Origin of the sequence: Pseudomonas mandelii, assembly GCF_002251635.1 — a bacterium.
GTDB lineage: Bacteria > Pseudomonadota > Gammaproteobacteria > Pseudomonadales > Pseudomonadaceae > Aquipseudomonas > Aquipseudomonas mandelii_B.
In genome coordinates this window covers 1-24,937 of the sequence record NZ_NMOJ01000180.1, presented here as the reverse complement: position 1 = coordinate 24,937, position 24,937 = coordinate 1, and the positions used below count along the sequence as shown (strand labels likewise).

Here is a 24,937-nt window from a genome sequence, read left to right as displayed (position 1 = left end):
ATTACATCCCTTTAACGGCGAAGATCCCATTGGCGTTACGCCAGTAGCCTTTGTAGTCCATGCCGTAACCGAAAATGTAGCGGTCGATGCACGGCAGGCCGACGTAATCGGCTTTCAGGTCCGGACGGGCCTTACGGTCGTGGTCTTTGTCGATCAGCACGGCGGTGTGCACTTTGCGTGCGCCGGCGTGTTTGCAGAAGTCGATGATTGCGCCCAGGGTGTGACCTTCATCGAGGATGTCGTCGATGATCAGCACGTCGCGATCAATGAACGAGACTTCCGGCTTGGCTTTCCAGAACAGGTCGCCGCCGGTGGTTTCGTTGCGATAACGGGTAGCGTGCAGGTAGGAAGCTTCCAACGGGAATTGCAGGTGGGTGAGCAATTTGCCGGCGAAGATCAGGCCGCCGTTCATCACACAGAACACCACCGGGTTGCTGTCAGCCAGCTGTTCGTTGATGTGTGCACCGACGCGGGCGATGGCCGCCTCGACTTCAGCTTCGGTGTACAGGCAGTCAGCCTCGCGCATGATTTGACGGATATGCTCGAGATCAGCGGACATGGCGCTCTCCAGGGGATGGTAAAGGGAGGGACGGTTCGGGAAAAGCGGGCAAAGGTACGCATCAAGCGAGGCCAGATCAAGCGTTTGTGGACTAACGTACTGTATGTCTATAGGACAACACCCTCGGATAGATTAATCTAGGCCGGTTTTTTTGCCCGCCGCCGGAGCCTTTCCCATGCCCACTCGCGAGATCCGCCACCCGCTGATCCGACACAAACTCGGCCTTATGCGCCGCGCCGACATTAGCACGAAGAACTTCCGTGAGCTTGCTCAGGAAGTCGGAGCGCTGCTCACTTACGAAGCTACCAAAGATTTGCCTCTGGAAACCTACGAGATCCCCGGTTGGGCCGGTCCCGTCCAGGTCGAGAAAATCGCTGGTAAGAAAATCACCGTGGTGCCGATCCTGCGCGCCGGTATCGGCATGCTCGAAGGCGTACTCAGCCTGATCCCGGGCGCCAAAGTCAGCGCCGTCGGCGTGGCGCGTAATGAAGAAACCTTGCAGGCCCACACCTACCTGGAAAAACTCGTACCGGAAATCAACGAGCGCCTGGCGATGATCATCGACCCGATGCTCGCCACCGGCAGTTCCATGGTTGCCACCATCGACTTGCTGAAAAAAGCCGGTTGCAAGGACATCCGCGCCATGGTGCTGGTCGCCGCCCCGGAAGGCATCGCCGCTGTAGGCAAAGCGCACCCCGACGTGCAGATCTACACCGCCTCCATTGATGAAAGACTCAACGAACACGGTTACATCATCCCAGGCCTGGGCGATGCCGGTGACAAGATCTTCGGCACCAAGCAGAAGGACGCTTGAGCATGCAGGATGAATTCAACGACCCGCTTTGGCGCCAGATCCTGTCTGGCGCACAAATGCTCTTCGTAGCATTTGGCGCGCTGGTGTTGATGCCGCTGATCACAGGTCTTGATCCAAACGTTGCACTGTTTACCGCCGGCCTTGGCACCTTGCTGTTTCAGGTAGTCACAGGGCGNCAGGTGCCCGTGTTCCTGGCGTCGAGCTTTGCGTTCATCACCCCGATCATTCTCGCCAAAGGCCAGTTCGGCCTCGCGGCGACCATGGGCGGCGTGATGGCGGCTGGTTTCGTCTACACCTTCCTCGGCCTGGCCGTGAAGATCAAAGGCACCGGTTTCATCGACCGTCTGCTGCCACCGGTGGTGATTGGTCCGGTGATTATTTCCATCGGCCTGGCCATGGCGCCGATTGCCGCCAATATGGCGATGGGTAAAGCCGGTGATGGCAGTGAGCTGATCCATTACCAGACAGCGATGCTGATTTCGATGCCGGCGCTGCTCACCACCTTGATCGTGGCGGTATTCGGCAAAGGCATTTTCCGCCTGGTGCCGATCATCTCCGGTGTGCTGGTAGGTTTTGCCATGGCCTTCTACTTTGGCGTGGTCGACACGGCGAAAATCGCTGCTGCGCCGTGGTTCGCCCTGCCCCACTTCACCGCGCCGGAGTTCAACTGGCAGGCGATNCTGTTCATCGTTCCGGTAGCGTTGGCGCCGGCCATCGAGCATATCGGCGGGGTGATTGCCGTCGGCAGCGTGACCGGTCGTGATTACCTGAAGAAACCCGGCCTGCACCGCACCCTGCTCGGCGATGGCATTGCCACCACCGCAGCCGGCCTGTTCGGCGGCCCGCCCAACACCACCTACGCCGAAGTGACCGGCGCAGTGATGCTGACCAAGAACTACAACCCGAAAATCATGACCTGGGCGGCGGTGTTTGCCATCAGCCTGGCATTTATCGGCAAGTTCGGCGCACTGCTGCAGAGCATTCCAATACCGGTAATGGGCGGGATTCTGTGCCTGCTGTTCGGCTCGATTGCCGCGGTAGGCATGAACACGCTGATCCGCCACAAGATCGACCTTGGGGAAGCGCGCAATCTGGTGATTGTGTCGGTGACCCTGGTGTTCGGGATTGGCGGTGTGCTGGTCGGCACCGGCACCGGTCCGGATGATTTCGGCCTCAAGGGCATTGCCCTGTGTGCGGTGGTAGCCATTGCACTGAACCTGCTGCTGCCGGGCAATGATAGCTGGAAGCACAAGAAGGCGGATGAGCCGTTGTTGTAACAGACGACTCACCCAGTGGTGAGGGGGCAAGCCCCCTCACCACAGTTTAAAGCGCCAACGNGACGACTCACCCAGTGGTGAGGGGGCAAGCCCCCTCACCACAGTTTAAAGCGCCAACGGCGCCCTTTCGCACAAGGCACTCAACGCCCGCGCCCACTGCGGATCATCGTTGAGGCACGGCACCAGCACCAGTTCCTCGCCCCCCGCCTCGCGGAACAATTCCTTCCCACGATCACCGATTTCCTCAAGCGTCTCGATGCAATCGGCAACAAACGCCGGGCACATCACCAGCACTTTCTTCACGCCCATTCCGGCCAATTCATCGAGGCGCGCCTCGGTGTAGGGTTCGATCCACTTGGCCCGACCCAGACGCGACTGGAACGACACCGACCACTTGCCGTCCGCCAGCCCCATGCGCTTGGCAAACTCCGACGCCGTGCGCAGGCATTGGGCGCGATAGCAGGTCGCCAATACTTCTGGCGAAGCGTTCTGGCAGCAATTATCGCTTTGGAAGCAATGGTGACCGGTAGGGTCGATCTTCTTCAGGTGCCGCTCCGGCAAACCGTGGAAGCTCAGCAACAGGTGATCGTAATCCTGCTGCAAATGCGGCTTGGCACTGGCCACCAGGGCATCAAGGTATTCCGGTTGATCGTAGAACGGCTGGAGAATCGAGAACTGCACCTTGAGCTTTTTATCGCGCACGACACGTTTGGCTTCTTCAATCACCGTGGTCACGGTGCTGTCGGCAAACTGCGGGTACAGCGGCGCCAGGGTGATGCTTTTGTGGCCCTGGGCCGCCAGCTGGAGCAGTTTTGTCTCAATCGACGGCTCGCCGTAACGCATCGCCAGTTCCACCGGGCCCTGGGTCCACTGCGCCGTCATTTGCTGCTGCAGGCGACGGCTCAAGACAACCAGCGGCGAGCCCTCGTCCCACCAGATCGAGGCATAAGCATGCGCGGACTGCTCCGGACGCTTGATCAGGATCAGCGACACCAGCAAACGCCGCACCGGCCACGGCAGGTCGATCACGTAGGGATCCATCAGAAATTGATTGAGGTAACTGCGCACATCCGCCACCGACGTGGAGGCAGGTGAACCCAGGTTAACCAGAAGCAATGCGTGATCGGTCATGCAACGTCCTATTTCAGAGGCGGCTGGACAGGTCGTCCAGGGCCGCGCGCAAATCGGTGAACTGGAAAGTGAAACCCGCTTCCAGCAAGCGCGCCGGTACGGCCTTCTGGCCACCCAGCAACAACAGTGATAACTCGCCCAGGCACACTTTCAAGGCCAGGGCCGGCATCGGCATGAACGCCGGGCGGTGCAACACCCGGCCCAGGGTCTTGGCGAACTCGCGGTTACGCACCGGGTGCGGAGCGCAAGCATTATAAGGACCGCTGGCGTCACCCTTGTGCAGAAGAAAATCAATCAGGGCGATTTGATCTTTGATATGTACCCACGGCATCCACTGCCGACCATCGCCGATCGGCCCGCCCAGCGCCAGTTTGAAAGGCAGCAACAGCCGCGACAAAAAGCCGCCCTCGGCAGACAGCACCAAACCGGTTCGAATCAGAATCACCCGAATACCCATGGCCTCGGCACGCTGGGCGGTTTCTTCCCAGGCAATACACAACTGACTGGCGAAATCATCAATGGATGGAGGAGACGATTCGGTCAGCTCCCGCTCACCACTGTCGCCGTACCAGCCAATGGCAGAACCCGAGATCAACACCTGTGGTTTCTGCTGGCGGGTCTCGAGCCAGGCCAGCAAGGTTTCGGTCAGGGTGATGCGACTGCTCCAGAGCAAGGCTTTGCGTCTGGTGGTCCACGGCCGGTCGGCAATGGGTGCGCCCGCCAGGTTGATAATCGCGTCCACCGGTTCTTGCCCGAGGTCTTCGAGCAACGCGATGCCACGAACCTGGGCACCGCAGATTTTCGCGACTTTTTCCGGTGAGCGACTCAAGACAGTCAGTCGATGTCCCTGGCTCAACCAGTGTCGGCAGAGTTGACGTCCTATCAAACCAGTACCGCCGGTCAGCAATATGTGCATGACTTCTTCCTCGCGTGGCGTTTTACCCTGATCACTAGTCTATTTTTATAAGCAGGGATCTTTGATATCGGGCAGTGTCTGTGTTTAACAATAGGCCAAGCTGTCAGATCGAGAACGCTAAAAGTTATACCAAAAAATAATATTGTACAGGTTTAAACCACGGCGTAGTCTGTACCCAACGGTAAAACGAGGCCTCCCATGACTGTTCCCATCGCGATCATCGGCACCGGCATCGCCGGTCTCTCCGCCGCCCNNGCCCTGACAGAAGTCGGGCACATCGTTCAACTTTTCGATAAAAGTCGCGGCAGTGGCGGACGCATGTCGAGCAAGCGCAGCGATGCGGGTGCGCTGGACATGGGCGCGCAATATTTCACCGCCCGCGACCGGCGCTTCGTCAACGAGGTGCAACGCTGGCAAAGCAACGGCTGGGCCGNAGAGTGGANGCCGCAGCTCTACACCTTCCACGGCGGCCAGCTCAACTTGTCGCCGGACGAACAGACACGCTGGGTCGGCACACCGCGCATGAGCGCTATCACTCGCGGCCTGCTCGGCGACCTGGAAGTGCATTTCGCCTGCCGGATCACCGAGGTGTATCGCGGTGAAGAACACTGGCACCTGCAAGACGCCGAGGGCTTCACCCATGGTCCGTACAGTCACGTGGTGATCGCTACACCGGCGCCTCAAGCCACGGCACTGCTGGCCTCCGCACCGAAACTCGCCGGGGCCGCCGCCGGAGTGAAAATGGAGCCGACCTGGGCGGTGGCGCTGGCCTTCGACAAACCTTTGGATACACCGATGGAAGGCTGCTTCGTGCAAGACAGCCCCCTCGACTGGCTGGCGCGAAACCGCAGTAAACCTGGGCGCGACACCACCCTCGACACGTGGGTACTGCACGCCACCAGTGCCTGGAGCAAGGCGCACCTGGACCTGCCCAAGGAAGCGGTGATCGAACAACTGCACGGTGCCTTCGCCGAATTACTGCACAGCGCCATGCCCGCCCCGACTTTCAGCCTCGCCCACCGCTGGCTCTACGCCCGTCCCGCCAGCAGTCACGAATGGGGGGCTCTGGCCGATGCTGACCTGGGCTTGTATGTGTGCGGCGACTGGTGCCTGTCCGGCCGGGTCGAGGGTGCGTGGCTCAGCGGCCAGGAAGCCGCGCGACGGTTGCATGAGCACTTGCAGTGAATAGAATCAATCCGAGTAAATTGCTGCTGTCGAAATGGACAGCAGCCCACCCGCAAAACCGCGAAAAACATTTTCTGGTGACCGAGCTGTTCCGGGATGAGGAAGGCACGGTGCTGGACGTCGAGTTGCAGGCGGTGCTGACCCAACGCAGTGAGCGTCTCCCATGGCAATCGCTGAAAGATAGCGACGGCTGGATACTCGGCTGGAAATAGTTCCTGGGGGAGCGAGCCTGCTCGCGAATGCGGTGTGTCGGCCACCCTTGTATCGCCTGATTTACCGCTATCGCGAGCAGGCTCGCTCCCACAAGGGAATGCATTCCCCTCGAAAACCTATACAAACAATTTGACTTGTACACCTTTGAATCTATGATGAAGATAAAGTTGTACAGAGCTACCACTCTGTACAGGTCTGGATTCGAGGTGTTCCGATGCATGTACAGCCAGCGACTCTACCGAAAATCGCCATCAGCGCCTGCTTGATGGGCGCGGAAGTGCGTTTTAACGGCGGGCACAAGGAATCGCGCCTGTGCAGCCGAACCCTCACCGACTATTTCGAGTTCGTACCGGTGTGCCCGGAAGTCGCCATTGGCCTGGGCATTCCTCGCGAACCGATCCGCCTGATCGGCGACCCCGAACATCCCGAAGCAGTCGGCACCATCAACCGCGAGACCAACGTCACCGCGCCGCTCGCCGAGTACGGTCAGAAAATGGCTGCGGAGCTGGACGATATCTGCGGCTACATCTTCATGCAGAAATCCCCTTCCTGCGGGCTCGAGCGGGTCAAGGTCTACCAGGCCAACGGGTCGCCGGTGGACGGAGGTGGGCGCGGCATCTTCGCCCAGGCCTTCTGCGCCCTGCACCCCGACTTGCCGGTGGAAGAAGATGGCCGCCTCAACGACCCGGTGTTGCGCGAAAACTTCCTCACCCGCGTGTTCGCCTACAGCGCCTGGCAGCAATTATTGCGAGAGGGGGTGACACGACGCGGCCTCACGGACTTTCACTCGCGCTACAAATACCTGCTGATGGCCCATAACCCGGTGCAATACAAAACCCTGGGCAACCTGCTGGGCAACATGGGCCAGACCGATCCTGCGGAACTCGGCCCGCGTTATTTCAGCGAGCTGATGGCGGCATTGAAAAAATGCGCCACGCGCCGCACCCACACCAACGTCCTGCAGCACATCAGCGGTTATCTCAAGCAAGTCATCAGCCCTGAAGACAAGCAGGAAATGCAAACGGTCATCGGCCAGTACCGCCACGGCATCGTGCCGCTGGTGGTGCCCCTTACTCTGCTCAAACACCACTTTCGCCAACACCCGGACCGCTACATCGCGCAGCAGGTTTACCTTCAGCCGCACCCGGAAAACCTCAGCCTGCGAAACGCCATCTAATGAAAAGCCCAATCGACACCAGTGCCAGCGAAGACCTCGGCGCCGACTTCAAGAAAGCCCTGGACGAAGGCTGGTTGCCGATTCGCGAAGTGGCGCGCCAGACCGGCGTGAACGCCGTGACCCTGCGTGCCTGGGAACGACGCTACGGGTTGATCGTGCCCCAGCGCACGCCCAAAGGTCATCGGCTGTTCAGCGCCGANCACGTGCAACGGATTTTGACCATCCTTACCTGGCTCAATCGCGGCGTGGCCGTCAGCCAGGTCAAGCAACTGCTCGACACCCCACAGGCCTTTACCGAAACAGTCGAAAACGATTGGCAAGTGCTGGGCCAAACGCTGCTGCAAGCGGTGACCCAACTCAATGAACGCACGCTGGATGACACCGTCAATCAAGCCATGGCGCTGTATCCGCCGCGCACCTTGTGCGAACAACTGCTGATGCCGTTGCTGGCGGAACTGGAGCAACGCTGGCAGGGCCAGTTTGGCGCGCAGATGGAGCGGGTGTTTTTCTTTTCCTGGCTGCGCAGCAAATTCGGTGCACGCATCTACCATAACAACCGTCAGTTACGCTCCGCGCCATTGTTGTTGATCAACCATTCAGACCTGCCACTGGAACCTTGCCTGTGGCTGACCGCGTGGCTAATCAGCAGCGCCGATTGCCCGGTCGAAGTGTTCGACTGGCCGCTGCCGGCGGGCGAACTCGCGCTGGCGGTCGATCACCTGCAAGCCCGCGGCATACTGCTGTATTCCAGCAAAGCCATGAATCTTTCGCAGCTGCCGAAACTTTTGAATGGCGTCAGCTGCCCAAAAATAATTGCCGGGCCAACGGTATGCATTCACCACGCCGAGCTGTCCGCAAAAACGTCTGAGAGTGTTGATTTGTTTCTGGCTGAGGACCCGTTATCGGCTCACCAGGAACTGGTCAAGCGTGGGCTTATTTAATGGACACTTCCATGCAATTGATCTGGTTGCGTAGCGACTTGCGCCTGCACGACAACACCGCCCTCTCGGCTGCCGCCGCTCGCGGCCCGACGGTGGCGGTGTACCTGTTAAGCCCGGCGCAATGGCTGGAACACGATGACGCGCCGTGCAAAGTGGATTTCTGGCTGCGCAATCTGGGTGAACTGAGCGACGCGCTGGGCGAACTGAACATTCCCCTTTTGGTTCGCCACGCCCCTCGCTGGGATGACGCGCCGAAAGTTCTGCTCAATCTGTGTCAGCAGTTGAACGTGGAGGCGTTGCACGTCAACGAGGAGTACGGGGTTCATGAAAGCCGTCGCGATACGGCGGTCGCCGAAACGTTGAAGGCCGATGGCATCGACTTCTATAGCTACCTCGATCAACTGCTGTTCAAACCGGGCACCGTGCTGACCAAGACCGGTACTTACTTTCAGGTCTTCAGTCAGTTCCGCAAAGTCTGTTACGAACGTCTGCACCGCTCTCTTCCGGGACGGGTGCCAGCACCGGCGGTACAGGGTCCACTGCCCATAAGTAGTGACGACATTCCTTCGAGCATTGAAGGGTTCGAAACGCCCAGTGACAGCCTGCGCACGCTCTGGCCAGCCGGTGAAGCTGAAGCCCGCCGCCGTCTCGACACCTTCGCCGACGCACACATCAGCTACTATAAGGACGAACGCGACTTTCCGGCCAAACCCGGCACCAGCCAGCTTTCCGCCTATCTCGCCGCCGGAGTGATTTCCCCACGCCAGTGTTTGCACGCCGCCCTGCACAGCAATCAAGGCGAGTTCGAAAGCGGCAAGGTGGGCGCGGTAACCTGGATCAACGAGTTGCTATGGCGCGAGTTCTACAAACANATCCTAGTGGGCTACCCANGGGTCTCGCGTCACCGCGCCTTCCGCCCNGAGACCGAAGCCCTGGCCTGGCGCGATGCCCCGGAAGACCTCGCCGCCTGGCAGGAAGCGCGCACCGGCCTGCCGATCATCGACGCGGCCATGCGCCAATTGCTGGAAACCGGCTGGATGCACAACCGCCTGCGCATGGTGGTAGCGATGTTCCTGACCAAGAACCTGCTGATCGACTGGCGCGAGGGCGAGCGTTTTTTCATGCGCCACCTGATCGACGGCGACCTGGCGGCCAACAACGGCGGCTGGCAGTGGAGCTCATCCACCGGCACCGACTCGGCGCCCTATTTCCGAATTTTCAGCCCGCTGAGCCAGTCCGAAAAATTCGACAGTGAAGGCGTGTTCATCAAGCACTGGCTACCCGAACTGGCCGNACTGAACAAAAAAGATGTGCACAACCCGGCGAACGTCGGCGGTCTGTTCGGCGTGGCGGATTATCCATCGCCAATCGTCAATCTAAGTAAGTCCCGCGAACGTGCATTGGCCGCGTTCAAGAATCTGCCATCGCGACACGATGCGGGAGGCGCCCATGAGTGATTTCCTGCAGCGTTTTGCCGGGCAGTTCGCACAGTTGAACAAAGACAATTTACAACGCCTCGATGAGCTCTACGCCGAAGATGTGCACTTCACCGATCCGCTGCACGAAGTGCAAGGGCTCGGACAGTTGCGCGGTTATTTCGCCGAGCTCTACGCCAACGTCACCGAGCTGCGTTTTGATTTTCATGGCTTCGACCAGATCGGTGAAGGCGAAGGTTATCTGCGCTGGGTCATGAGTTACCGCCATCCGCGCCTGAGCGGCGGCCAGTTGATTCACGTCGACGGCTGCTCGCACCTGCTCTGGCGGGACAAGGTTTATCGCCACCGGGATTACTTCGATGCCGGGGCACTGCTTTACGAACATTTACCCGTATTGGGCCGGGCGATTGCCTGGCTGAAAAGGAGAATGGGATGAGCCTTACACCTCCACGGCGGTACTGGTTGACGGGCGCCAGCAGCGGTATTGGCGCTTCGCTGGCCGAAGAAATACTGAAAACCGGTGCTCATCTGGCCGTGAGCGCGCGCTCCACAGCGGTGCTGAAAGTCTTGTCCCTGCGTTATCCCGGGCAAGTGCTGGTCGTGCCTGGCGATCTGACCAGCAGCCAGACGGTGCGCGAAATCGGCGAACAAATCGCCTATGCCTGGGGGTCGCTGGACACGGTGATTCTCAACGCCGGCACCTGTGAATACGTGGACGCCCGGCAGTTTGACGCCTCCATCGTCGAGCACGTGGTGCGCACCAACCTGCTGGCAAGCGCTTATTGCATTGAAGCCGCGCTGCCACTGTTACGCGCCGGGCAATCACCGCACCTGGTGGGCGTGGCCAGCGCCGTGACTTACCTGCCGATGCCACGTGCCGAAGCCTATGGCGCGTCCAAAGCCGGGCTGCGCTACCTGTTCGAATCCCTGCGCATCANCCTNGCGCCGGAAGGCATCGAAGTCACGGTGGTCAGCCCGGGGTTTGTCGAAACACCGCTGACGGCGAGAAACGATTTCCCGATGCCACTCAGTTGGCCCGTTGCCAAAGCCGCCCGGCACATCTTCGCCAAACTCAAGAACCGCCCCCTGGAGATTGCCTTCCCGGGGCTGTTCATGGCGGCCCTCTGGCCCCTGTCAAAAATGCCCAATTGCGTGAAACTGGCGATCGGCAAACGCATGGTACGCAGCAGCCCACCGATCCGGGATGTGCCGTGAACATTGCCATCATCGGCAGCGGAATTTCAGGGCTGACCAGCGCCTACCTGCTCAATCGCAGGCACGAGATCACCCTGTTCGAGGCCAGCGACTGGATCGGCGGGCACACCCACACCGTGGACGTGACCGTGGATGACCAGCGCTACGCNGTGGACACCGGCTTTATCGTGTTCAACGACTGGACCTACCCCAACTTCATTCGTCTGCTCGGCCAGATTGGCGTGGGCTCCAAGCCGACTGAAATGAGTTTTTCAGTGACGGATCCAGACTCGGGCCTGGAATACAACGGCAATAACCTCAACAGCCTGTTCGCCCAACGTCGAAATCTGTTGTCACCCGGCTTCTGGGGCATGTTGCGCGACATCCAGCGCTTCAACAAAGAAGCGCAGCGTGACCTGGCCGAGGGTCGGATCGCCGCCGACACCACGCTGGACGACTATCTGAAAAACGGCCGCTATGGCGAACGCTTTATCCGGCATTACATCGTGCCGATGGGCGCAGCGATCTGGTCGATGTCCCTGGCCGACATGCTGGGGTTTCCGCTGCAATCCTTCGTCAGGTTTTTCAAGAATCACGGCCTGCTGTCCGTCAGCAATCGCCCGCAATGGCGGGTGATCGAAGGCGGCTCGAGTGCTTATATCGAGCCTTTAACGGCAACCTTCAAAGAGAAAATCCGTCTCAACTGCCCGGTGACCCGGGTCGAGCGCGATGAGGAAGGCGTCGTTATCCACAGCGCCGCCGGCAGCGAGCGATTCGACAAAGTGGTGTTTGCCTGCCACAGCGATCAGGCCCTGGCCATGCTGGCCGACCCGAGCCAGGCCGAACAAGAGATCCTCGGCGCATTGCCCTACGCCGACAATGATGTGGTGCTGCACACCGACACGCGCCTGTTGCCGGACCGCAAACTCGCGTGGGCCAGCTGGAATTACCGGCTGACCGGCACTGCGCAAACCCAGGCCGCCGTCACCTACGACATGAACATCCTGCAAGGTATCGACAGCGCCACCACCTTCTGCGTCAGCCTCAACCAGAGCGCCGGCATCAGCCCTTTCAAAGTGCTCGCCAAATACACTTACGCCCATCCGCAATTCAGCCTGGCAGCCGTCGCCGCACAAAGCCGTTGGGAGGAACTGGACGGCGCGCAACACACTTTTTATTGCGGCGCTTACTGGGCCAACGGTTTCCATGAAGATGGCGTGGTCAGCGCATTGCGCGTGGCCCAAGCCTTTGGAGAAACCCTGTGAACAGCGCCCTGTACAGCGGCTGGATCGCCCATCGCCGGTTTGCGCCCAAGNCNCATGCCTTCCGTTACCGGATCGGTCTGTTGTACCTGGACCTCGACGAACAGGAGGCCGTGCTCGGCCTGTCGCCGTTCTCGGGCAACAGTCGCTTCGCAGCGTTCTCGTTTCGCGAGAGCGATTACCTCAAGGCCTATACCGGCAGCGGCATGCGCCTGATTGACGCGGTGCGCCAGCTCGTCGGCGAGGCCATCGGTCATGCGCCCCAAGGTTCGATCTGCCTGCTGACCCAGCCGCGCAGTTGGGGCGTGTCGTTCAACCCGGTGAGTTTTTTCTACTGCCATGAGGCTGACGGGCAACTGGCGGCGATTCTTTGCGAAGTCACCAACACCCCGTGGCGCGAGCGTCATCACTATGTATTGCCGGCCAAGGCCCCGGTGAATCTGGGCGATTTCCATCAGCATTTCGCGGTGGCGAAGGCGTTTCACGTCTCGCCGTTTTTGCCGCGCGACCTGGAATACCGCATGAGCTTCAGCCCCGCCGCCAANAAGCTCGGCGTGCACATGGCGGACTGGCAGGGCGAACTGAAACTGTTTGACGCCACGCTCAACCTGAAACGCCAGGCACTGGATCGCACCAGCCTGCACCGTTACTTGCGGCGCTTTCCATGGATGACGGCGAAAACCTGCCTGGCGATCTATTGGCAGGCCCTGCGCCTACTGCTCAAGCGCGCACCGATATTTGCTCATCAGGCTGCCGATGGCAGCGTTCAAACCGCCATCGTTCCTCCCAAGGATCACCATCATGAAATCCTCTAGCGCCTCGGCCAAAGTCAATCTGCTCAGCACCAACGGCCTGACCGGATCGTTGCTGCGCCGTGGTGTACTGCGGCAACTGACGCAGCTCAAACATGGACAATTGGTGGTCGTCGAAAACGGCGAACGGCATGTCTTCGGAACTGCAGGCAGCCCATTGATCGGGGAGATCCTTATCCTCGACGCGGCCGCGTGGGGACTGGTGGCGGGTAACGGCTCGATCGGCGCTGGCGAAGCGTTTATCCACGGTTATTGGAGTTCACCGGACCTGACCGCGGTGGTTCGCGTGTTTGTCAGCAACCTTGAGGTACTGGATGCGCTGGAAGGTGGCCTGGCGAAACTCGGCCGCCCCTTCGTTCAAGCGCTGCACTGGCTCAATCGCAACACGCGCAAGGGTTCGCAGAAAAACATCGCCGCCCACTACGACCTGGGCAACGACCTGTTCGAAGAATTCCTCGACCCGACCATGATGTATTCCGCCGCGCAGTTCCTGACGGACGAAGACAGCCTGGAACAGGCACAGTTGAACAAGCTTGAACGGATCTGCCAGAAACTCGCGCTCAAACCCAGTGACCATTTGCTGGAAATCGGCACCGGCTGGGGCAGCATGGCGTTGTACGCGGCGCAGCATTACGGCTGCAAGGTCACCACCACCACGCTTTCCAAAGAACAGTACGCGTTCACCGCCCAACGCATCGAAGCCCTTGGCCTGCAAGACCAGGTCACGCTGCTGCTCAAGGATTACCGCGACCTCACCGGGCAGTACGACAAGCTGGTGTCCATCGAGATGATCGAAGCGGTGGGCCATCGCTTCCTGCCGACCTACTTCAAGCAGTGCGCGCAGTTGCTCAAAAGCAACGGCTTGATGCTGTTGCAGGCGATCACCATCCGCGAACAGCGCTACGAACAGGCCAAGGGCAGCGTCGACTTCATTCAGCGTTACATTTTTCCTGGTGGCGCCCTGCCCTGTGTGCAGAACATGCTGCACATCGTCAGCCGCGACACCGACATGAACCTGCTGCACATGGAGGACTTCGGCCTGCACTACGCGAAAACCTTGCGCCTGTGGCATGAGAACTTTCGTCGCGCCCATGGCCGCCTCGCAGAGCTGGGCTACGATGANTATTTCCTGCGGTTGTGGGAGTTTTATCTGTGCTACTGCGAAGGGGGATTTCTGGAGCGCACCATTGGCACCGCGCAAATGCTGCTGGCCAAACCGTCGGCAATGCCCGCGCCGCTGCTGGGGCGCTTCGATGCGTGAGCGTTTGGCCAATGCCGCACTGTTTCAGCTCGGCTGGTTTGCCTGTGTGATGGGCGGCGACAGTTTATGGTTGCTGGTGGCGTTGGCGGCACTGGTGATTCATCTGCTGTGGATAAGTCGCTGGGCGGATGAAGGCCGACTGATTCTCAGCGTTGTGCTGCTGGGCACCACCGTCGACAGTTCGTTGCGCTGGCTTGGTGTGTTCGATTTCGCCGACGTCGCGCCCTTGATCCCGCTGTGGCTGATGCTGTTGTGGGCGTTACTGGCAACCACTTTGCGCCACTGCCTGCAATGGACCGCCACACCTTGGTGGCTCGGCAGCCTGCTGGGCGCCGTGGGTGGGCCGTTGTCGTATTACGCCGGTGGACAACTGGCCGGCGTGCAGTTTCCTTACGGTCAGGTGCCCACGCTGCTGGGCATCAGCCTGCTCTGGGCCGTGCTGTTTCCCACCCTGCATTTCATGGCTCAACGGCTGGCGGCGGACATTGCGGTCAAGCGTCCGTCAGGCCTTTAACACAGCCAGGGCGCACTGCCTTACACTGCCCGCCATGAAAACCATTCCCCACACGCAAATCACCGAACCCGCCGTCACCTGCTCGACGTGCGCGGCCTGTTGCTGCCAGCTGGAAGTCATGCTGATCACCGACACGGGCGTGCCGGAGCGTTATATCGATACCGACGATTGGGGCGGCGAAGTGATGCTGCGCCTGGATGACGGCTGGTGCGCGGCGCTGGATCGGGACACGATGATGTGCACGATTTACGAGCGACGCCCGCTGATCTGTCGGGAATTCGAGATGGGCGCACCGGAATGCATTGATGAACGCCAGGGGATTAGCACGGCGTATCGCTGATCGAGAAAAAAATTGGCCCCTNCCACAGGTAGTGTGTTTACAACGGCATCGTGTAGTGCAGCGCGTAACTTTCTACACCGTCGTTCGGGCTACTGATCCCGGCATTGGAATAGTGCGTCGCACGAATGCCGACTTCATGTCCGCCGGTAAAACGCAGGCCAAAACCGAACCGGTCTTCAAACTGAAAGGCACTGCCAAGTTGATTGTTTTCGACTTCGGTATTGGCGAACACCGCGACGCCAACGCCCAACTCCACGTAGGGCTTGACGGTCTGGCCGGCGAACTCGTAAACCAGTACCGGCGAGAACGACAGGCTGTGATTGCTGGAGGCCTCGTCGCCGTCCCAGTAGGTGTAGGCGCCGCTCCAGTACCCGGTCAAACGACCGATATCACTCTGCAGCCAGCTCTTGTCCCAATCGAATTGCATGCCCAGTCGATAGGTCATGGTTGAATCGCTGGTCTGGCCGACTGCGAACTCCACGCCTGCTGCCTGCGCAGTAAAACTGTGCCCCATCAGTGCGGCCGCAATCGCGGCCAAGCAGAATAGTCGCTTCATTAGAAACATCCTTTTCCGAACGATTTCGTAAGGTTTTTTTGTTGCTCACCGCTATAGAAGTCGACGCTTAATCAGAAGTTCAGCCCAATTATCCGTTTGCCCCCGGTTTTTGTTTACCCCTTGAAGCTTCGCACAACACCAGCGGTATTCCACAGGATCGGCAAGATATTTCTGAAATGTTCCGGATCCGCACTCGTCCAGAACTGCGCAGCACGCACAGGCCCCTCGGCGAGCAATTCACGCTCGGCCAACAGGCGCTGAAGTTGCCGCGCTACAGCGGCGCCAGTGTCGATCAAGCTGATGTCATCGGGGATCATCTGCTTAAGCAATGGCTTTAGGAAGGGATAATGCGTGCAGCCGAGAATTATTGTGTCGCACCCGGCGCCGAGCAGCGGCCCGACGTACCCGGCCAGCAACTGACGCAATGCCTCACTGTGCAGATCGCCGTTTTCAATCAACTCCACCAGGCCGGGGCACGGCTGAGTGATAACGCGAACATCAGTGGCGAAACGATCGAGCAACGCCGCGAACTTGGCGCTTTGCAGGGTGCCGGTGGTGGCGAGTACACCGACCACGCCACTGCGGGTGGCGGCAGCCGCCGGCTTGACGGCGGGCTCCATGCCGACGATGGGCCACTCAGGGTAATCGCGCCGCAAGTCCGCAACACCGGCAACGGTCGCCGTGTTGCAGGCCAGTACCAAGGCCTTCGCGCCCTGCTGCTGAAAAAATTCGGCCATCACGCTGCAACGTTGCTGGATGAACTCAGGAGTTTTCTCGCCGTAGGGAATATTCCCGCAATCGGCGACGTACAGCAGAGACTCGTTGGGCAGCAGCCGCTGGATCTCGGCCAGCACCGAGAGCCCACCGACGCCGGAGTCGAACACGCCGATCGGCGCTTCACGCATGTTTCGAACCACAGACGCTGCAGCCCGGATCACGCTTGACCCGCAATTCACGGAAGCGCGAACCCAGAGCATCGATCAGCAACAGACGCCCCACCAACGGCTCGCCGAAACCCACCAGCAGTTTCAGGGCTTCCAGCGCCTGGAGGCTGCCCACCAGCCCAACCAGTGGCCCGACAACGCCGGCCTCACTGCAGGTCAATTCGGCTTCGCTGCCGTGACCGTATAAACAGTGGTAGCACGGGCTTTCCGGGCGGCGCGGGTCGAACACCGACAACTGCCCTTCCAGGCGAATCGCCGCGCCGCTGACCAGCGGTTTGGCGGCGGCGACACACGCAGCGTTGACCGCTTCGCGGGTGGAGAAATTGTCGGAGCAGTCCAGCACCAAATCCACTGCAGCCACGGCGGCGGCCAGGGAGTCTTCGTCCAGCGCGGTGCGATGGGCGATCAATTGGATCTCGGGATTGATTGCGCTCAAACGGCGGATCGCCGAATCGACTTTGCTCAGGCCGACGCTGTCGGTGTCGTGAACGATCTGGCGTTGCAGGTTGGTCAGGTCGACGCTGTCGAAGTCGGCCAGGTGCAGTTCGCCGACACCGGCCGCGGCCAGATACAGCGCAACCGGTGAGCCGAGACCGCCGAGGCCGACGATCAACACGCGGCTTTCTTTCAGTCGCAACTGGCCGTCGATGTCGACGTGTTGCAACAGAATCTGCCGACTGTAGCGCAACAATTCCTGATCATTCAGCACGGCAGGCGCCCCAGGCTGATACGTTCGTGACCGCCCAGATCGGTGCGGCTGTGGACTTCTTCAAAGCCGCGGCTCAGCAACAAGTCGCGAACGGCTTCAGCTTGATCGTAACCGTGTTCAAGCATCAGCCAGCCACCCGCGTCCAGATAATCCGGCGCCTGGGCGACGATCAGGCGCAGATCGTCAAGCCCGTCGACGCCAGCGACCAGGGCGCTGGCCGGTTCGAAACGCACATCGCCTTCCACCAGATGCGGGTCGGCGGAGGCGATGTACGGCGGGTTGCTGATGATCAACTGAAAACGCTGGCCTTCCAGGGCGCTGAACCAATGGCTGCTCAGCACGGTGGCGTTGTTCAAGTGCAAGCGCTGACGATTGCGTTCGGCCAGCGCCACGGCCTCGAGTACGCGATCCACCGCTGTGACTTTCCACGCCGGACGCTCGCTGGCCANNGCCAGGGCGATGGCGCCGCTGCCGGTGCCCAGGTCGAGAACNTGGGCCGGTGTGGCCGGCAGCAATTCCAGCGCCGCTTCCACCAGCAATTCGGTATCCGGGCGCGGGATCAGCGTGTGCGGCGCAACTTCCAGATCAAGCTTCCAGAACCCTTGCTGCCCCAGAATGTAGGCCACCGGCTCACCGCCACGACGACGTTGCAGGTACTCGGCAAACTTTAGCGCCGCTTCGCTCGGCACAATGCGTTCCGGCCAGGTGTGCAGAAAACTGCGGGACTTGCCCAAGGCCGCGGCCAGCAATAATTCGGCATCCAGACGCGCCGTGGGCGAGTCGGGCAAATCGGCGGCGCGCAACAAACTGGCAATGATCGTCATTTACTCACCTATCGCCGCCAATTGATCGGCCTGGTATTCGGCGAGCAAGGGCTCGATCACCGCATCTACGCCACCGGCGAGAATCTCGTCGAGGGAGTAAAGGGTGAGGTTGACCCGGTGGTCGGTGACCCGGCCCTGGGCAAAGTTGTAGGTGCGGATGCGCTCGGAGCGGTCGCCCGAACCCACCAGCGACTTACGCTCGCTGGCAATCGCGTTGGCGGCGGCGCTGGTCTGCTGGTCGTTGAGCTTGGCCGACAGCCAGGACATGGCCCGCGCACGGTTCTTGTGCTGGGAACGTTCTTCCTGGCACTCCACCACGATNCCCGACGGCAAGTGAGTGATACGGATCGCCGAGTCGGTCTTGTTGACGTGCTGACCACCGGCGCCCGAAGAGCGGTACGTGTCGACGCGCAAGTCCGCCGGGTTGATCTCGATGGCTTCCTGCTCGTCCGGCTCGGGCAACACGGCCACGGTGCAGGCCGAGGTGTGGATGCGACCTTGGGATTCGGTGGCCGGAACCCGTTGCACGCGGTGCGCGCCGGATTCGAATTTCAGCTTGCCGTAGACATTGTCGCCTTCAACCCGGGCGATCACTTCTTTATAGCCGCCGTGTTCGCCTTCGTTCTCGGACAGAATCTCGACGCGCCAGCCACGGCGCTCGGCATAGCGCGAGTACATACGGAACAGGTCGCCGGAGAAAATCGCCGCCTCGTCGCCACCGGTGCCGGCGCGGATTTCGAGGAACACGTTGCGCCCGTCGTTGGGGTCTTTGGGCAGCAACATGCGCTGCAGGTCGCCTTCCAGCTCGGCCAGTTTGTCCTTGGCTTCACGGACTTCTTCCACGGCCATTTCGCGCATGTCCGGGTCGCTGTCCTTGAGCAGCGCCTGGGCGCCTTCGAGGTCGGCCTGCACCTTCGTCAGGTTTTTGTAGGTAGCCACAATCGGCTCAACTTCGGCGTATTCCTTGGAATAGGTGCGAAATTTGTTCTGATCGGAAATGACTTCGCCATCGCCAAGCAGGGCGGTCANTTCTTCGAAACGGTCCTGGAGCACGTCCAGTTTATTGAGCAGTGACGCTTTCATTGCGGTTTTTTATCCGAAGAGCTATCTGACGCGCCCTCACCGAGGGCAAAGAGTTCCTGGGCCATGGCCAGCGCATCAAGGCGGCCTTCGGCAGTAAGCTTTTTCAACTGAACGCTGGGGGCGTGCAAGAGTTTGTTGGTCAGGCCTCGCGCCAATTGCACCAGCACCTCTTCGGCGCTGCTGCCGTTGGCCAGCATGCGCTGGGCCTTCTGCAATTCTTCGTCGCGCATGCGCTCGCTTTGTTGGCGATAGGCCTTGAGCACATCCACCGCCGCCAGCTCACGCAGACGGACCATGAAATCTTCGGCGCCGACCGAGACCATCTCTTCCGCCGCCTGGGCAGCGCCCTGCCGACTCTTGAGGTTNTCGGCGACCACTTCGTGCAAATCGTCGACGCTATAGAGGTAAACGTCGTCCAACTCGCCGACTTCTGGCTCGATATCCCGGGGAACGGCAATATCCACCATGAAAATCGGCTTGTGCTTGCGCAGCTTCAATGCGCTCTCGACCGCACCTTTGCCAAGGATCGGCAACTGGCTGGCGGTGGAGCTGATGACGATATCGCTGCGCACCAGTTCGGCCGGGATCTCCGAGAGCAGCACGGCATGCGCACCGAACTGTTCGGCGAGAATGCTCGCGCGCTCCAGGGTGCGGTTGGCGACCACAATACGCTTCACGCCCAAGTCGTGCAGGTGGCGGGCGACCAAAGTGATGGTTTCACCGGCGCCGATCAGCAGGGCCTGGCTGCGCTGCAAGTCGCTGAAAATCTGTTTGGCCAGGCTGACAGCGGCAAACGCTACGGACACCGGGTTTTCACCGATGGCGGTGTCGGTGCGCACTTGCTTGGCCGAATTGAACGTGGCCTGGAACAGGCGACCCAGCAGCGGGCCCACGGTTCCGGCCTCGCGGGCCACGGCGTAGGCGGATTTCATCTGGCCGAGGATCTGCGGCTCGCCCAACACCAGCGAGTCGAGCCCTGAGGCAACGCGCATCATGTGACGAACTGCCGCATCCTCTTCGTGCACATACGCGCTGGCGCGCAGGTCCTCGAGATCCAAATGGTGATAATCGGCCAGCCAGCGCAGCACCACATCCGCTGAAAGATGTTCCTGCTCTATATAAAGCTCACTGCGATTGCAGGTCGAAAGGATCGCAGCTTCGCGGCTGTCGGTGAGCCGGCAGAGCTGCTGCAAGGCCTCAACCAACTGCTCGGGCGTAAACGCCACGCGCTCGCGCACGTCTACGGAAGCAGTCTTGTGGTTAATACCGAGTGCAAGGAAGGCCATTCAATATCGCTGATGATGTCGTGAAGCCGGCAATTGTCCTACTTCGACAGTGCCAGAACAACTACCGCTGACTATTGTCCCAATGACCTGCNTCTATAAAGGCACCCACTGAGACTCGGTTATGTTTGGCCGAAGGCTTGTGTCATGATGATCCGACCGCAGGTTAGTCGTCCTCTTCCTATATGAATAGATCTTCCGCGTTGCTCCTTGCTTTTGTCTTCCTCAGCGGCTGCCAGGCCTTGGCCCCCGTGTCGCCGGACGGTACGCCGCCGGTGGAAGACAGCACCCCCGCCCCTGAAAAGCCCAAGGTTTATTCCTCGTTCAATGAAGAAACGATCTACAGCCTGCTGACGGCGGAACTCGCCGGCCAGCGCAATCGTTTCGATATTGCCCTGGATAACTACGTGACCCAGGCCATCAACACTCAGGATCCGGGCATCTCCGAGCGGGCTTTCCGCATTGCCGAATACCTGGGCGCCGATCAGGCTGCCCTGGATACCGCGTTGATCTGGGCAAAAAACGCCCCGGACGACCTCGAGGCGCAACGCGCGGCTGCCGTTCAACTGGCGCGCGCCGGGCGTTATGACGACTCCATGGTCTATATGGAGAAAGTCCTGCAGGGCAAGGGCGACACGCATTTCGACTTCCTCGCGCTGTCGGCTGCCGACACCGACCAGGACACTCGCAATGGCCTGATGAAGAGTTTCGACCGCCTGCTGCAAAAACATCCGAAGAACAGCCAGTTGATTTTCGGCAAGGCCTTGCTGCTGCAACAGGACGGTGACGTCAAAGGCGCGCTGACCTTGCTGGAAGACAATCCGCCGGACGACGGCGAAATTGCCCCGATCCTGCTGCGCGCGCGCCTGCTGCAAGGGCTCAACCGTGGCGATGAAGCCTTGCCGCTGCTGCAAAAAAGCATCAAGAAATACCCGGACGACAAACGCCTGCGTCTGACCTATGCACGCATGCTGGTTGAACAGGACCGCATGGACGACGCCAAAGTGCAGTTCGCCAACCTGGTCCAGCAATACCCGGACGACGATGAATTGCGCTACTCGCTGGCACTGGTATGCCTGGAAGCCAAGGCCTGGGACGAGGCCAAGGGTTACCTTGAGGAGCTGATCCAGCGCGAAAGCCATGTGGACTCCGCGCATCTTAATCTCGGCCGTATCGCTGAAGAGCGCAACGACCCACAGGCGGCCCTGCTCGAATACGCCCAGGTNGGCCCNGGCAATGACTATCTGCCGGCGCAACTGCGTCAGACCGACATTCTGATCAACAACGGCAAGACCGCCGAAGCCCAAAGCCGTCTGGCGACGGAACGCGACGAGCAACCCGATTACGCGATTCAGTTGTACCTGATCGAAGCCGAGACCTTGTCTGCCAACAATCAGCCCGACAAGGCCTGGAAGGTTCTGCAAACGGCGCTGCAAAAATACCCGGACGACTTGAACCTGCTGTACACCCGTGCCATGCAGGCGGAAAAACGCAATGACCTGGCGCAAATGGAGAAAGACCTGCGCCTGATCATCAAGCGCGACCCGGACAACGCCATGGCGCTGAACGCCTTGGGTTACACCCTGTCTGACCGTACTACGCGATACGCCGAAGCCAAGGCGCTGATCGAGCACGCCCACAAGCTCAACCCGGAAGACCCGGCGGTACTCGACAGCCTCGGCTGGGTGCACTTCCGCCTGGGCAATCTCGATGAAGCCGAGCGCTATCTGCGTCAGGCCCTGGATCGTTTTCCCGATCAGGAAGTCGCCGCTCACCTGGGCGAAGTGCTCTGGGCCAATGGCAAACAACGCGAAGCGCGACAAATCTGGGAAAAATTCCTCAAGGAACAACCCGAAAGCCCCATCCTGCGCGGCACCATCAAGCGCCTGACCGGATCTGAGACCCTTTAAATTTATGTTTTTGCGCCACGTCATTGTTTTCAGTTTCATCGCCTTGCTCGCCGGTTGCGCGGGCTTCGGCGCCCGCGAATCGGTCCAGGGCCAAGGCAACCCGGCCCAATGGCGCGAGTACAAACAACAGCTGACCGGCCTCGATGGCTGGCAGATCAACGGCAAGATCGGCATCCGCGCACCCAAGGATTCGGGTAGCGGCACGCTGTNCTGGCTGCAGCGACAGGACTACTACGACATCCGCCTTTCCGGCCCGCTGGGTCGCGGCGCGGCTCGCCTGACCGGTCGCCCTGGCAAAGTCTCGCTGGAAGTGGCCAATCAGGGCCGTTTTGACGCCACGACGCCCGAAGCGCTGGTTGAAGAACAGCTCGGCTGGAAGCTGCCGGTGTCCAATCTGGCTTGGTGGGTTCGCGGGCTTCCGGCCCCGGACAGCAAAAGTCGCCTGACCCTGGATGCCGACAGTCGGCTGGCCAATCTCGAGCAGGACGGCTGGCAAGTGGAATACCTCAGTTATGCCGAGCAAAACGGCTATTGGCTGCCCGAGCGGATCAAACTGCATGGCACCGACCTTGACGTCACGTTGGTGATCAAGGAATGGCAACCGCGCAAGCTGGGGCAATAACGTGACCGTCGCCACATTGACCCTGCCCTCCCCAGCCAAACTCAATCTGATGCTGCACATCCTCGGCCGCCGTGAAGACGGTTATCACGAGTTGCAGACAATTTTTCAGTTTCTTGATTACGGCGATGAAATCACCTTCGCCGTGCGCGACGACGGCGTGATTCGGCTGCATACCGAATTCGANGGCGTGCCCCACGACAGCAATCTGATCGTGAGAGCCGCGAAAAAAATCCAAGAGCAATCCGGCTGCCCGCTCGGCATCGACATCTGGATCGAAAAAATCCTGCCCATGGGCGGTGGAATCGGTGGCGGCAGTTCAAATGCCGCGACGACTTTGCTCGGCCTCAATCATCTCTGGCAACTGGGTTGGGATGAGGATCGACTGGCCNCGCTGGGCCTGACACTGGGCGCCGACGTCCCGGTTTTCGTGCATGGGCACGCGGCTTTCGCCGAGGGCGTAGGGGAGAAACTCACCCCTGTAGACCCCGAAGAACCGTGGTATCTCGTGCTTGTGCCGCAAGTATCTGTAAGTACAGCAGAAATTTTTTCAGATCCACTGTTGACACGTAACTCTCCTCCCATTAAAGTGCGCCCCGTTCCCAAGGGAAACAGTCGAAATGACTGCTTACCGGTTGTAGCAAGGCGTTATCCAGATGTACGTAACGCTTTGAATTTGTTAGGTAAATTTACCGAAGCAAAATTAACCGGAACTGGAAGTTGTGTGTTTGGGGGCTTCCCAAACAAAGCTGAAGCTGATAAAGTCTCGGCCCTTCTTACAGAGACCCTTACAGGGTTTGTAGCAAAGGGAAGCAACGTTTCGATGTTGCATCGCAAGCTGCAAAGTCTGCTCTAAAGGAACCGAGTACTGGGTACTCGTTGCAACAAATACAGGGGCGTCGCCAAGCGGTAAGGCAGCAGGTTTTGATCCTGCCATGCGTTGGTTCGAATCCAGCCGCCCCTGCCATTTTCTAATACTCATCCAGGTTACCCTCAGCCTCTAGGTACTGCGCGTGTCCAAGATGATGGTCTTTACGGGGAACGCTAACCCCGATCTGGCTCGACGTGTCGTACGTCAGCTGCATATCCCTCTCGGTGACATCTCTGTCGGTAAGTTCTCCGACGGCGAAATTACAGCCGAGATCAATGAAAACGTCCGCGGTAAAGACGTCTTCATTATTCAGCCGACTTGCGCTCCGACCAACGATAACCTGATGGAACTCGTCGTGATGGCTGATGCCTTCCGCCGCTCCTCAGCGACTCGAATCACAGCTGTAATCCCTTACTTTGGTTATGCCCGTCAGGATCGCCGTCCGCGTTCCGCACGTGTGGCTATCAGCGCGAAAGTCGTCGCTGACATGCTGACCGTGGTAGGCATCGACCGTGTTCTCACGGTTGACCTGCACGCTGACCAAATCCAGGGGTTCTTCGATATTCCGGTAGATAACATCTACGGCTCCCCAGTATTGGTGGATGACATCGAAGATCAGCGCTTTGAAAACCTGATGATCGTGTCCCCGGACATTGGTGGCGTCGTGCGTGCACGGGCTGTTGCCAAATCCTTGGGCGTGGATCTCGGGATCATCGACAAACGCCGTGAAAAAGCTAATCACTCCGAAGTGATGCATATCATCGGTGATGTCGAAGGGCGTACCTGTATTCTGGTTGATGACATGGTCGACACCGCCGGCACTCTGTGCCACGCGGCCAAAGCCTTGAAAGAGCACGGTGCTGCAAAAGTCTTCGCCTACTGCACACACCCTGTGCTGTCGGGCCGAGCGATCGAGAACATCGAGAACTCCATGCTGGACGAACTGGTGGTGACTAACACCATCCCGTTGTCCGCAGCAGCTCAAGCCTGTTCGCGTATCCGTCAATTGGATATCGCACCGGTAGTTGCCGAAGCGGTTCGCCGCATCAGCAACGAAGAATCGATCAGCGCGATGTTCCGTTAAGGGTCAGCCCTTACGAAACATC

Annotated in this window: 27 protein-coding genes and 1 tRNA gene; 19 read left to right on the top strand and 9 right to left on the bottom strand. The window is 59.8% G+C overall.

The features are described from left to right. Position 1: 1 nt before the first annotated feature. Complete coding sequence (locus tag B7L09_RS22390; RefSeq protein ID WP_094470688.1) at positions 2 to 559, bottom strand: hypoxanthine-guanine phosphoribosyltransferase; 558 nt, start codon at positions 557 to 559, stop codon at positions 2 to 4. A gap of 175 nt (positions 560 to 734) precedes the next feature. Here B7L09_RS22390 and upp point away from each other — a divergent pair, with 175 nt between their 5' ends. Continuing rightward, complete coding sequence (upp, locus tag B7L09_RS22385) at positions 735 to 1,373, top strand: uracil phosphoribosyltransferase (RefSeq protein WP_094470687.1); 639 nt, start codon at positions 735 to 737, stop codon at positions 1,371 to 1,373. A gap of 2 nt (positions 1,374 to 1,375) precedes the next feature. After that, positions 1,376 to 2,650, top strand: a complete 1,275-nt coding sequence (locus B7L09_RS22380; protein WP_094470686.1) for a uracil-xanthine permease family protein — start codon at positions 1,376 to 1,378, stop codon at positions 2,648 to 2,650. A 105-nt stretch (positions 2,651 to 2,755) separates the two neighbouring features. On the opposite strand, the gene hemH is transcribed toward B7L09_RS22380, so the two are convergent. Beyond that, positions 2,756 to 3,781, bottom strand: coding sequence for a ferrochelatase (gene hemH, locus B7L09_RS22375; protein WP_094470685.1), 1,026 nt, complete (start codon positions 3,779 to 3,781; stop codon positions 2,756 to 2,758). A gap of 13 nt (positions 3,782 to 3,794) precedes the next feature. Further along, positions 3,795 to 4,697, bottom strand: coding sequence for a TIGR01777 family oxidoreductase (locus B7L09_RS22370; protein ID WP_094470684.1), 903 nt, complete (start codon positions 4,695 to 4,697; stop codon positions 3,795 to 3,797). 198 nt (positions 4,698 to 4,895) lie between these two features. Here B7L09_RS22370 and B7L09_RS22365 point away from each other — a divergent pair, with 198 nt between their 5' ends. The 12 genes from B7L09_RS22365 (at position 4,896) to B7L09_RS22310 (ending at position 15,032) form a co-directional block, all read left to right on the top strand. After that, on the top strand, positions 4,896 to 5,882 hold the full coding sequence (locus tag B7L09_RS22365; protein ID WP_094470683.1) for an NAD(P)/FAD-dependent oxidoreductase: 987 nt from the start codon (positions 4,896 to 4,898) through the stop codon (positions 5,880 to 5,882). Then, positions 5,879 to 6,094, top strand: coding sequence for a TIGR02450 family Trp-rich protein (locus tag B7L09_RS22360; RefSeq protein WP_094470682.1), 216 nt, complete (start codon positions 5,879 to 5,881; stop codon positions 6,092 to 6,094). The genes B7L09_RS22365 and B7L09_RS22360 overlap by 4 nt, the downstream gene beginning before the upstream one ends. Before the next feature lie 215 nt (positions 6,095 to 6,309). Then, entirely contained in the window at positions 6,310 to 7,272 is a 963-nt protein-coding gene (locus B7L09_RS22355; protein WP_094470681.1) for a YbgA family protein, read from the top strand. Continuing rightward, positions 7,272 to 8,213, top strand: a complete 942-nt coding sequence (locus B7L09_RS22350; protein ID WP_094470680.1) for a MerR family transcriptional regulator — start codon at positions 7,272 to 7,274, stop codon at positions 8,211 to 8,213. The genes B7L09_RS22355 and B7L09_RS22350 overlap by 1 nt, the downstream gene beginning before the upstream one ends. An 11-nt stretch (positions 8,214 to 8,224) precedes the next feature. Then, a complete protein-coding gene (phrB, locus tag B7L09_RS22345; protein WP_094470689.1) occupies positions 8,225 to 9,670 on the top strand; it encodes a deoxyribodipyrimidine photo-lyase in 1,446 nt (481 codons plus the stop codon). Continuing rightward, complete coding sequence (locus tag B7L09_RS22340; RefSeq protein WP_094470679.1) at positions 9,663 to 10,085, top strand: nuclear transport factor 2 family protein; 423 nt, start codon at positions 9,663 to 9,665, stop codon at positions 10,083 to 10,085. Before phrB ends, B7L09_RS22340 begins: the two co-directional genes overlap by 8 nt. After that, entirely contained in the window at positions 10,082 to 10,864 is a 783-nt protein-coding gene (locus B7L09_RS22335; RefSeq protein ID WP_094470678.1) for an SDR family NAD(P)-dependent oxidoreductase, read from the top strand. The genes B7L09_RS22340 and B7L09_RS22335 overlap by 4 nt, the downstream gene beginning before the upstream one ends. Then, the gene (locus B7L09_RS22330; RefSeq protein ID WP_094470677.1) at positions 10,861 to 12,108 is read left to right on the top strand and encodes an NAD(P)/FAD-dependent oxidoreductase; all 1,248 of its coding nucleotides are present in this window, start codon (positions 10,861 to 10,863) and stop codon (positions 12,106 to 12,108) included. Before B7L09_RS22335 ends, B7L09_RS22330 begins: the two co-directional genes overlap by 4 nt. After that, positions 12,105 to 12,920, top strand: coding sequence for a DUF1365 domain-containing protein (locus B7L09_RS22325; RefSeq protein WP_094470676.1), 816 nt, complete (start codon positions 12,105 to 12,107; stop codon positions 12,918 to 12,920). The genes B7L09_RS22330 and B7L09_RS22325 overlap by 4 nt, the downstream gene beginning before the upstream one ends. Further along, positions 12,907 to 14,178 (top strand): SAM-dependent methyltransferase, encoded by a 1,272-nt coding sequence (locus tag B7L09_RS22320; protein WP_094470675.1) that lies wholly within the window; start codon positions 12,907 to 12,909, stop codon positions 14,176 to 14,178. The genes B7L09_RS22325 and B7L09_RS22320 overlap by 14 nt, the downstream gene beginning before the upstream one ends. Beyond that, on the top strand, positions 14,171 to 14,692 hold the full coding sequence (locus B7L09_RS22315; RefSeq protein WP_094470674.1) for a DUF2878 domain-containing protein: 522 nt from the start codon (positions 14,171 to 14,173) through the stop codon (positions 14,690 to 14,692). Before B7L09_RS22320 ends, B7L09_RS22315 begins: the two co-directional genes overlap by 8 nt. 34 nt (positions 14,693 to 14,726) lie before the next feature. Further along, positions 14,727 to 15,032, top strand: coding sequence for a YkgJ family cysteine cluster protein (locus B7L09_RS22310; RefSeq protein WP_094470673.1), 306 nt, complete (start codon positions 14,727 to 14,729; stop codon positions 15,030 to 15,032). Between the two features lie 37 nt (positions 15,033 to 15,069). Here B7L09_RS22310 and B7L09_RS22305 read toward each other — a convergent pair whose 3' ends face one another. From B7L09_RS22305 to hemA, 6 genes are all read right to left on the bottom strand, one after another. Further along, positions 15,070 to 15,588, bottom strand: coding sequence for an acyloxyacyl hydrolase (locus tag B7L09_RS22305; RefSeq protein WP_094470672.1), 519 nt, complete (start codon positions 15,586 to 15,588; stop codon positions 15,070 to 15,072). 113 nt (positions 15,589 to 15,701) lie between these two features. Further along, positions 15,702 to 16,493, bottom strand: coding sequence for a glutamate racemase (murI, locus tag B7L09_RS22300; RefSeq protein ID WP_094470671.1), 792 nt, complete (start codon positions 16,491 to 16,493; stop codon positions 15,702 to 15,704). Beyond that, on the bottom strand, positions 16,486 to 17,241 hold the full coding sequence (locus B7L09_RS22295; RefSeq protein ID WP_094470670.1) for a molybdopterin-synthase adenylyltransferase MoeB: 756 nt from the start codon (positions 17,239 to 17,241) through the stop codon (positions 16,486 to 16,488). Before B7L09_RS22295 ends, murI begins: the two co-directional genes overlap by 8 nt. Beyond that, complete coding sequence (gene prmC, locus B7L09_RS22290; protein WP_094470669.1) at positions 17,235 to 18,065, bottom strand: peptide chain release factor N(5)-glutamine methyltransferase; 831 nt, start codon at positions 18,063 to 18,065, stop codon at positions 17,235 to 17,237. The genes B7L09_RS22295 and prmC overlap by 7 nt, the downstream gene beginning before the upstream one ends. After that, complete coding sequence (prfA, locus tag B7L09_RS22285; protein WP_094470668.1) at positions 18,066 to 19,148, bottom strand: peptide chain release factor 1; 1,083 nt, start codon at positions 19,146 to 19,148, stop codon at positions 18,066 to 18,068. Beyond that, positions 19,145 to 20,434, bottom strand: coding sequence for a glutamyl-tRNA reductase (gene hemA, locus B7L09_RS22280; RefSeq protein ID WP_094470667.1), 1,290 nt, complete (start codon positions 20,432 to 20,434; stop codon positions 19,145 to 19,147). The genes prfA and hemA overlap by 4 nt, the downstream gene beginning before the upstream one ends. 182 nt (positions 20,435 to 20,616) lie before the next feature. Here hemA and B7L09_RS22275 point away from each other — a divergent pair, with 182 nt between their 5' ends. The 5 genes from B7L09_RS22275 to B7L09_RS22255 all read left to right on the top strand — a co-directional run bounded on the left by B7L09_RS22275 (position 20,617) and on the right by B7L09_RS22255 (position 24,915). Further along, positions 20,617 to 22,341 (top strand): tetratricopeptide repeat protein, encoded by a 1,725-nt coding sequence (locus tag B7L09_RS22275; RefSeq protein ID WP_094470666.1) that lies wholly within the window; start codon positions 20,617 to 20,619, stop codon positions 22,339 to 22,341. A 4-nt stretch (positions 22,342 to 22,345) separates the two neighbouring features. Continuing rightward, entirely contained in the window at positions 22,346 to 22,963 is a 618-nt protein-coding gene (gene lolB / locus B7L09_RS22270) for a lipoprotein insertase outer membrane protein LolB (RefSeq protein WP_094470665.1), read from the top strand. A 49-nt stretch (positions 22,964 to 23,012) separates the two neighbouring features. Then, positions 23,013 to 23,816 carry a 4-(cytidine 5'-diphospho)-2-C-methyl-D-erythritol kinase gene (gene ispE / locus B7L09_RS22265; RefSeq protein WP_255142422.1) on the top strand — a complete coding sequence of 268 codons (804 nt, stop codon included), beginning with the start codon at positions 23,013 to 23,015 and terminating at the stop codon, positions 23,814 to 23,816. Between the two features lie 36 nt (positions 23,817 to 23,852). Beyond that, a tRNA-Gln gene (locus B7L09_RS22260) sits at positions 23,853 to 23,927 on the top strand. A gap of 46 nt (positions 23,928 to 23,973) precedes the next feature. Next, positions 23,974 to 24,915, top strand: a complete 942-nt coding sequence (locus tag B7L09_RS22255) for a ribose-phosphate pyrophosphokinase (protein WP_003208392.1) — start codon at positions 23,974 to 23,976, stop codon at positions 24,913 to 24,915. The last annotated feature ends 22 nt before the right edge of the window (positions 24,916 to 24,937 follow it).

Excerpts from the sequence above, each read along its gene's own strand:
- upp (WP_094470687.1), top strand. The coding sequence starts at position 735 with ATGCCCACTCGCGAGATCCGCCACCCGCTGATCCGACACAAACTCGGC.
- hemH (WP_094470685.1), bottom strand. The coding sequence starts at position 3,781 with ATGACCGATCACGCATTGCTTCTGGTTAACCTGGGTTCACCTGCCTCC.
- B7L09_RS22390 (WP_094470688.1), bottom strand. The coding sequence starts at position 559 with ATGTCCGCTGATCTCGAGCATATCCGTCAAATCATGCGCGAGGCTGAC.
- B7L09_RS22370 (WP_094470684.1), bottom strand. The coding sequence starts at position 4,697 with ATGCACATATTGCTGACCGGCGGTACTGGTTTGATAGGACGTCAACTC.
- B7L09_RS22310 (WP_094470673.1), top strand. The coding sequence starts at position 14,727 with ATGAAAACCATTCCCCACACGCAAATCACCGAACCCGCCGTCACCTGC.
- murI (WP_094470671.1), bottom strand. The coding sequence starts at position 16,493 with ATGCGTGAAGCGCCGATCGGCGTGTTCGACTCCGGCGTCGGTGGGCTC.
- B7L09_RS22355 (WP_094470681.1), top strand. The coding sequence starts at position 6,310 with ATGCATGTACAGCCAGCGACTCTACCGAAAATCGCCATCAGCGCCTGC.
- B7L09_RS22305 (WP_094470672.1), bottom strand. The coding sequence starts at position 15,588 with ATGAAGCGACTATTCTGCTTGGCCGCGATTGCGGCCGCACTGATGGGG.
- B7L09_RS22340 (WP_094470679.1), top strand. The coding sequence starts at position 9,663 with ATGAGTGATTTCCTGCAGCGTTTTGCCGGGCAGTTCGCACAGTTGAAC.
- B7L09_RS22315 (WP_094470674.1), top strand. The coding sequence starts at position 14,171 with ATGCGTGAGCGTTTGGCCAATGCCGCACTGTTTCAGCTCGGCTGGTTT.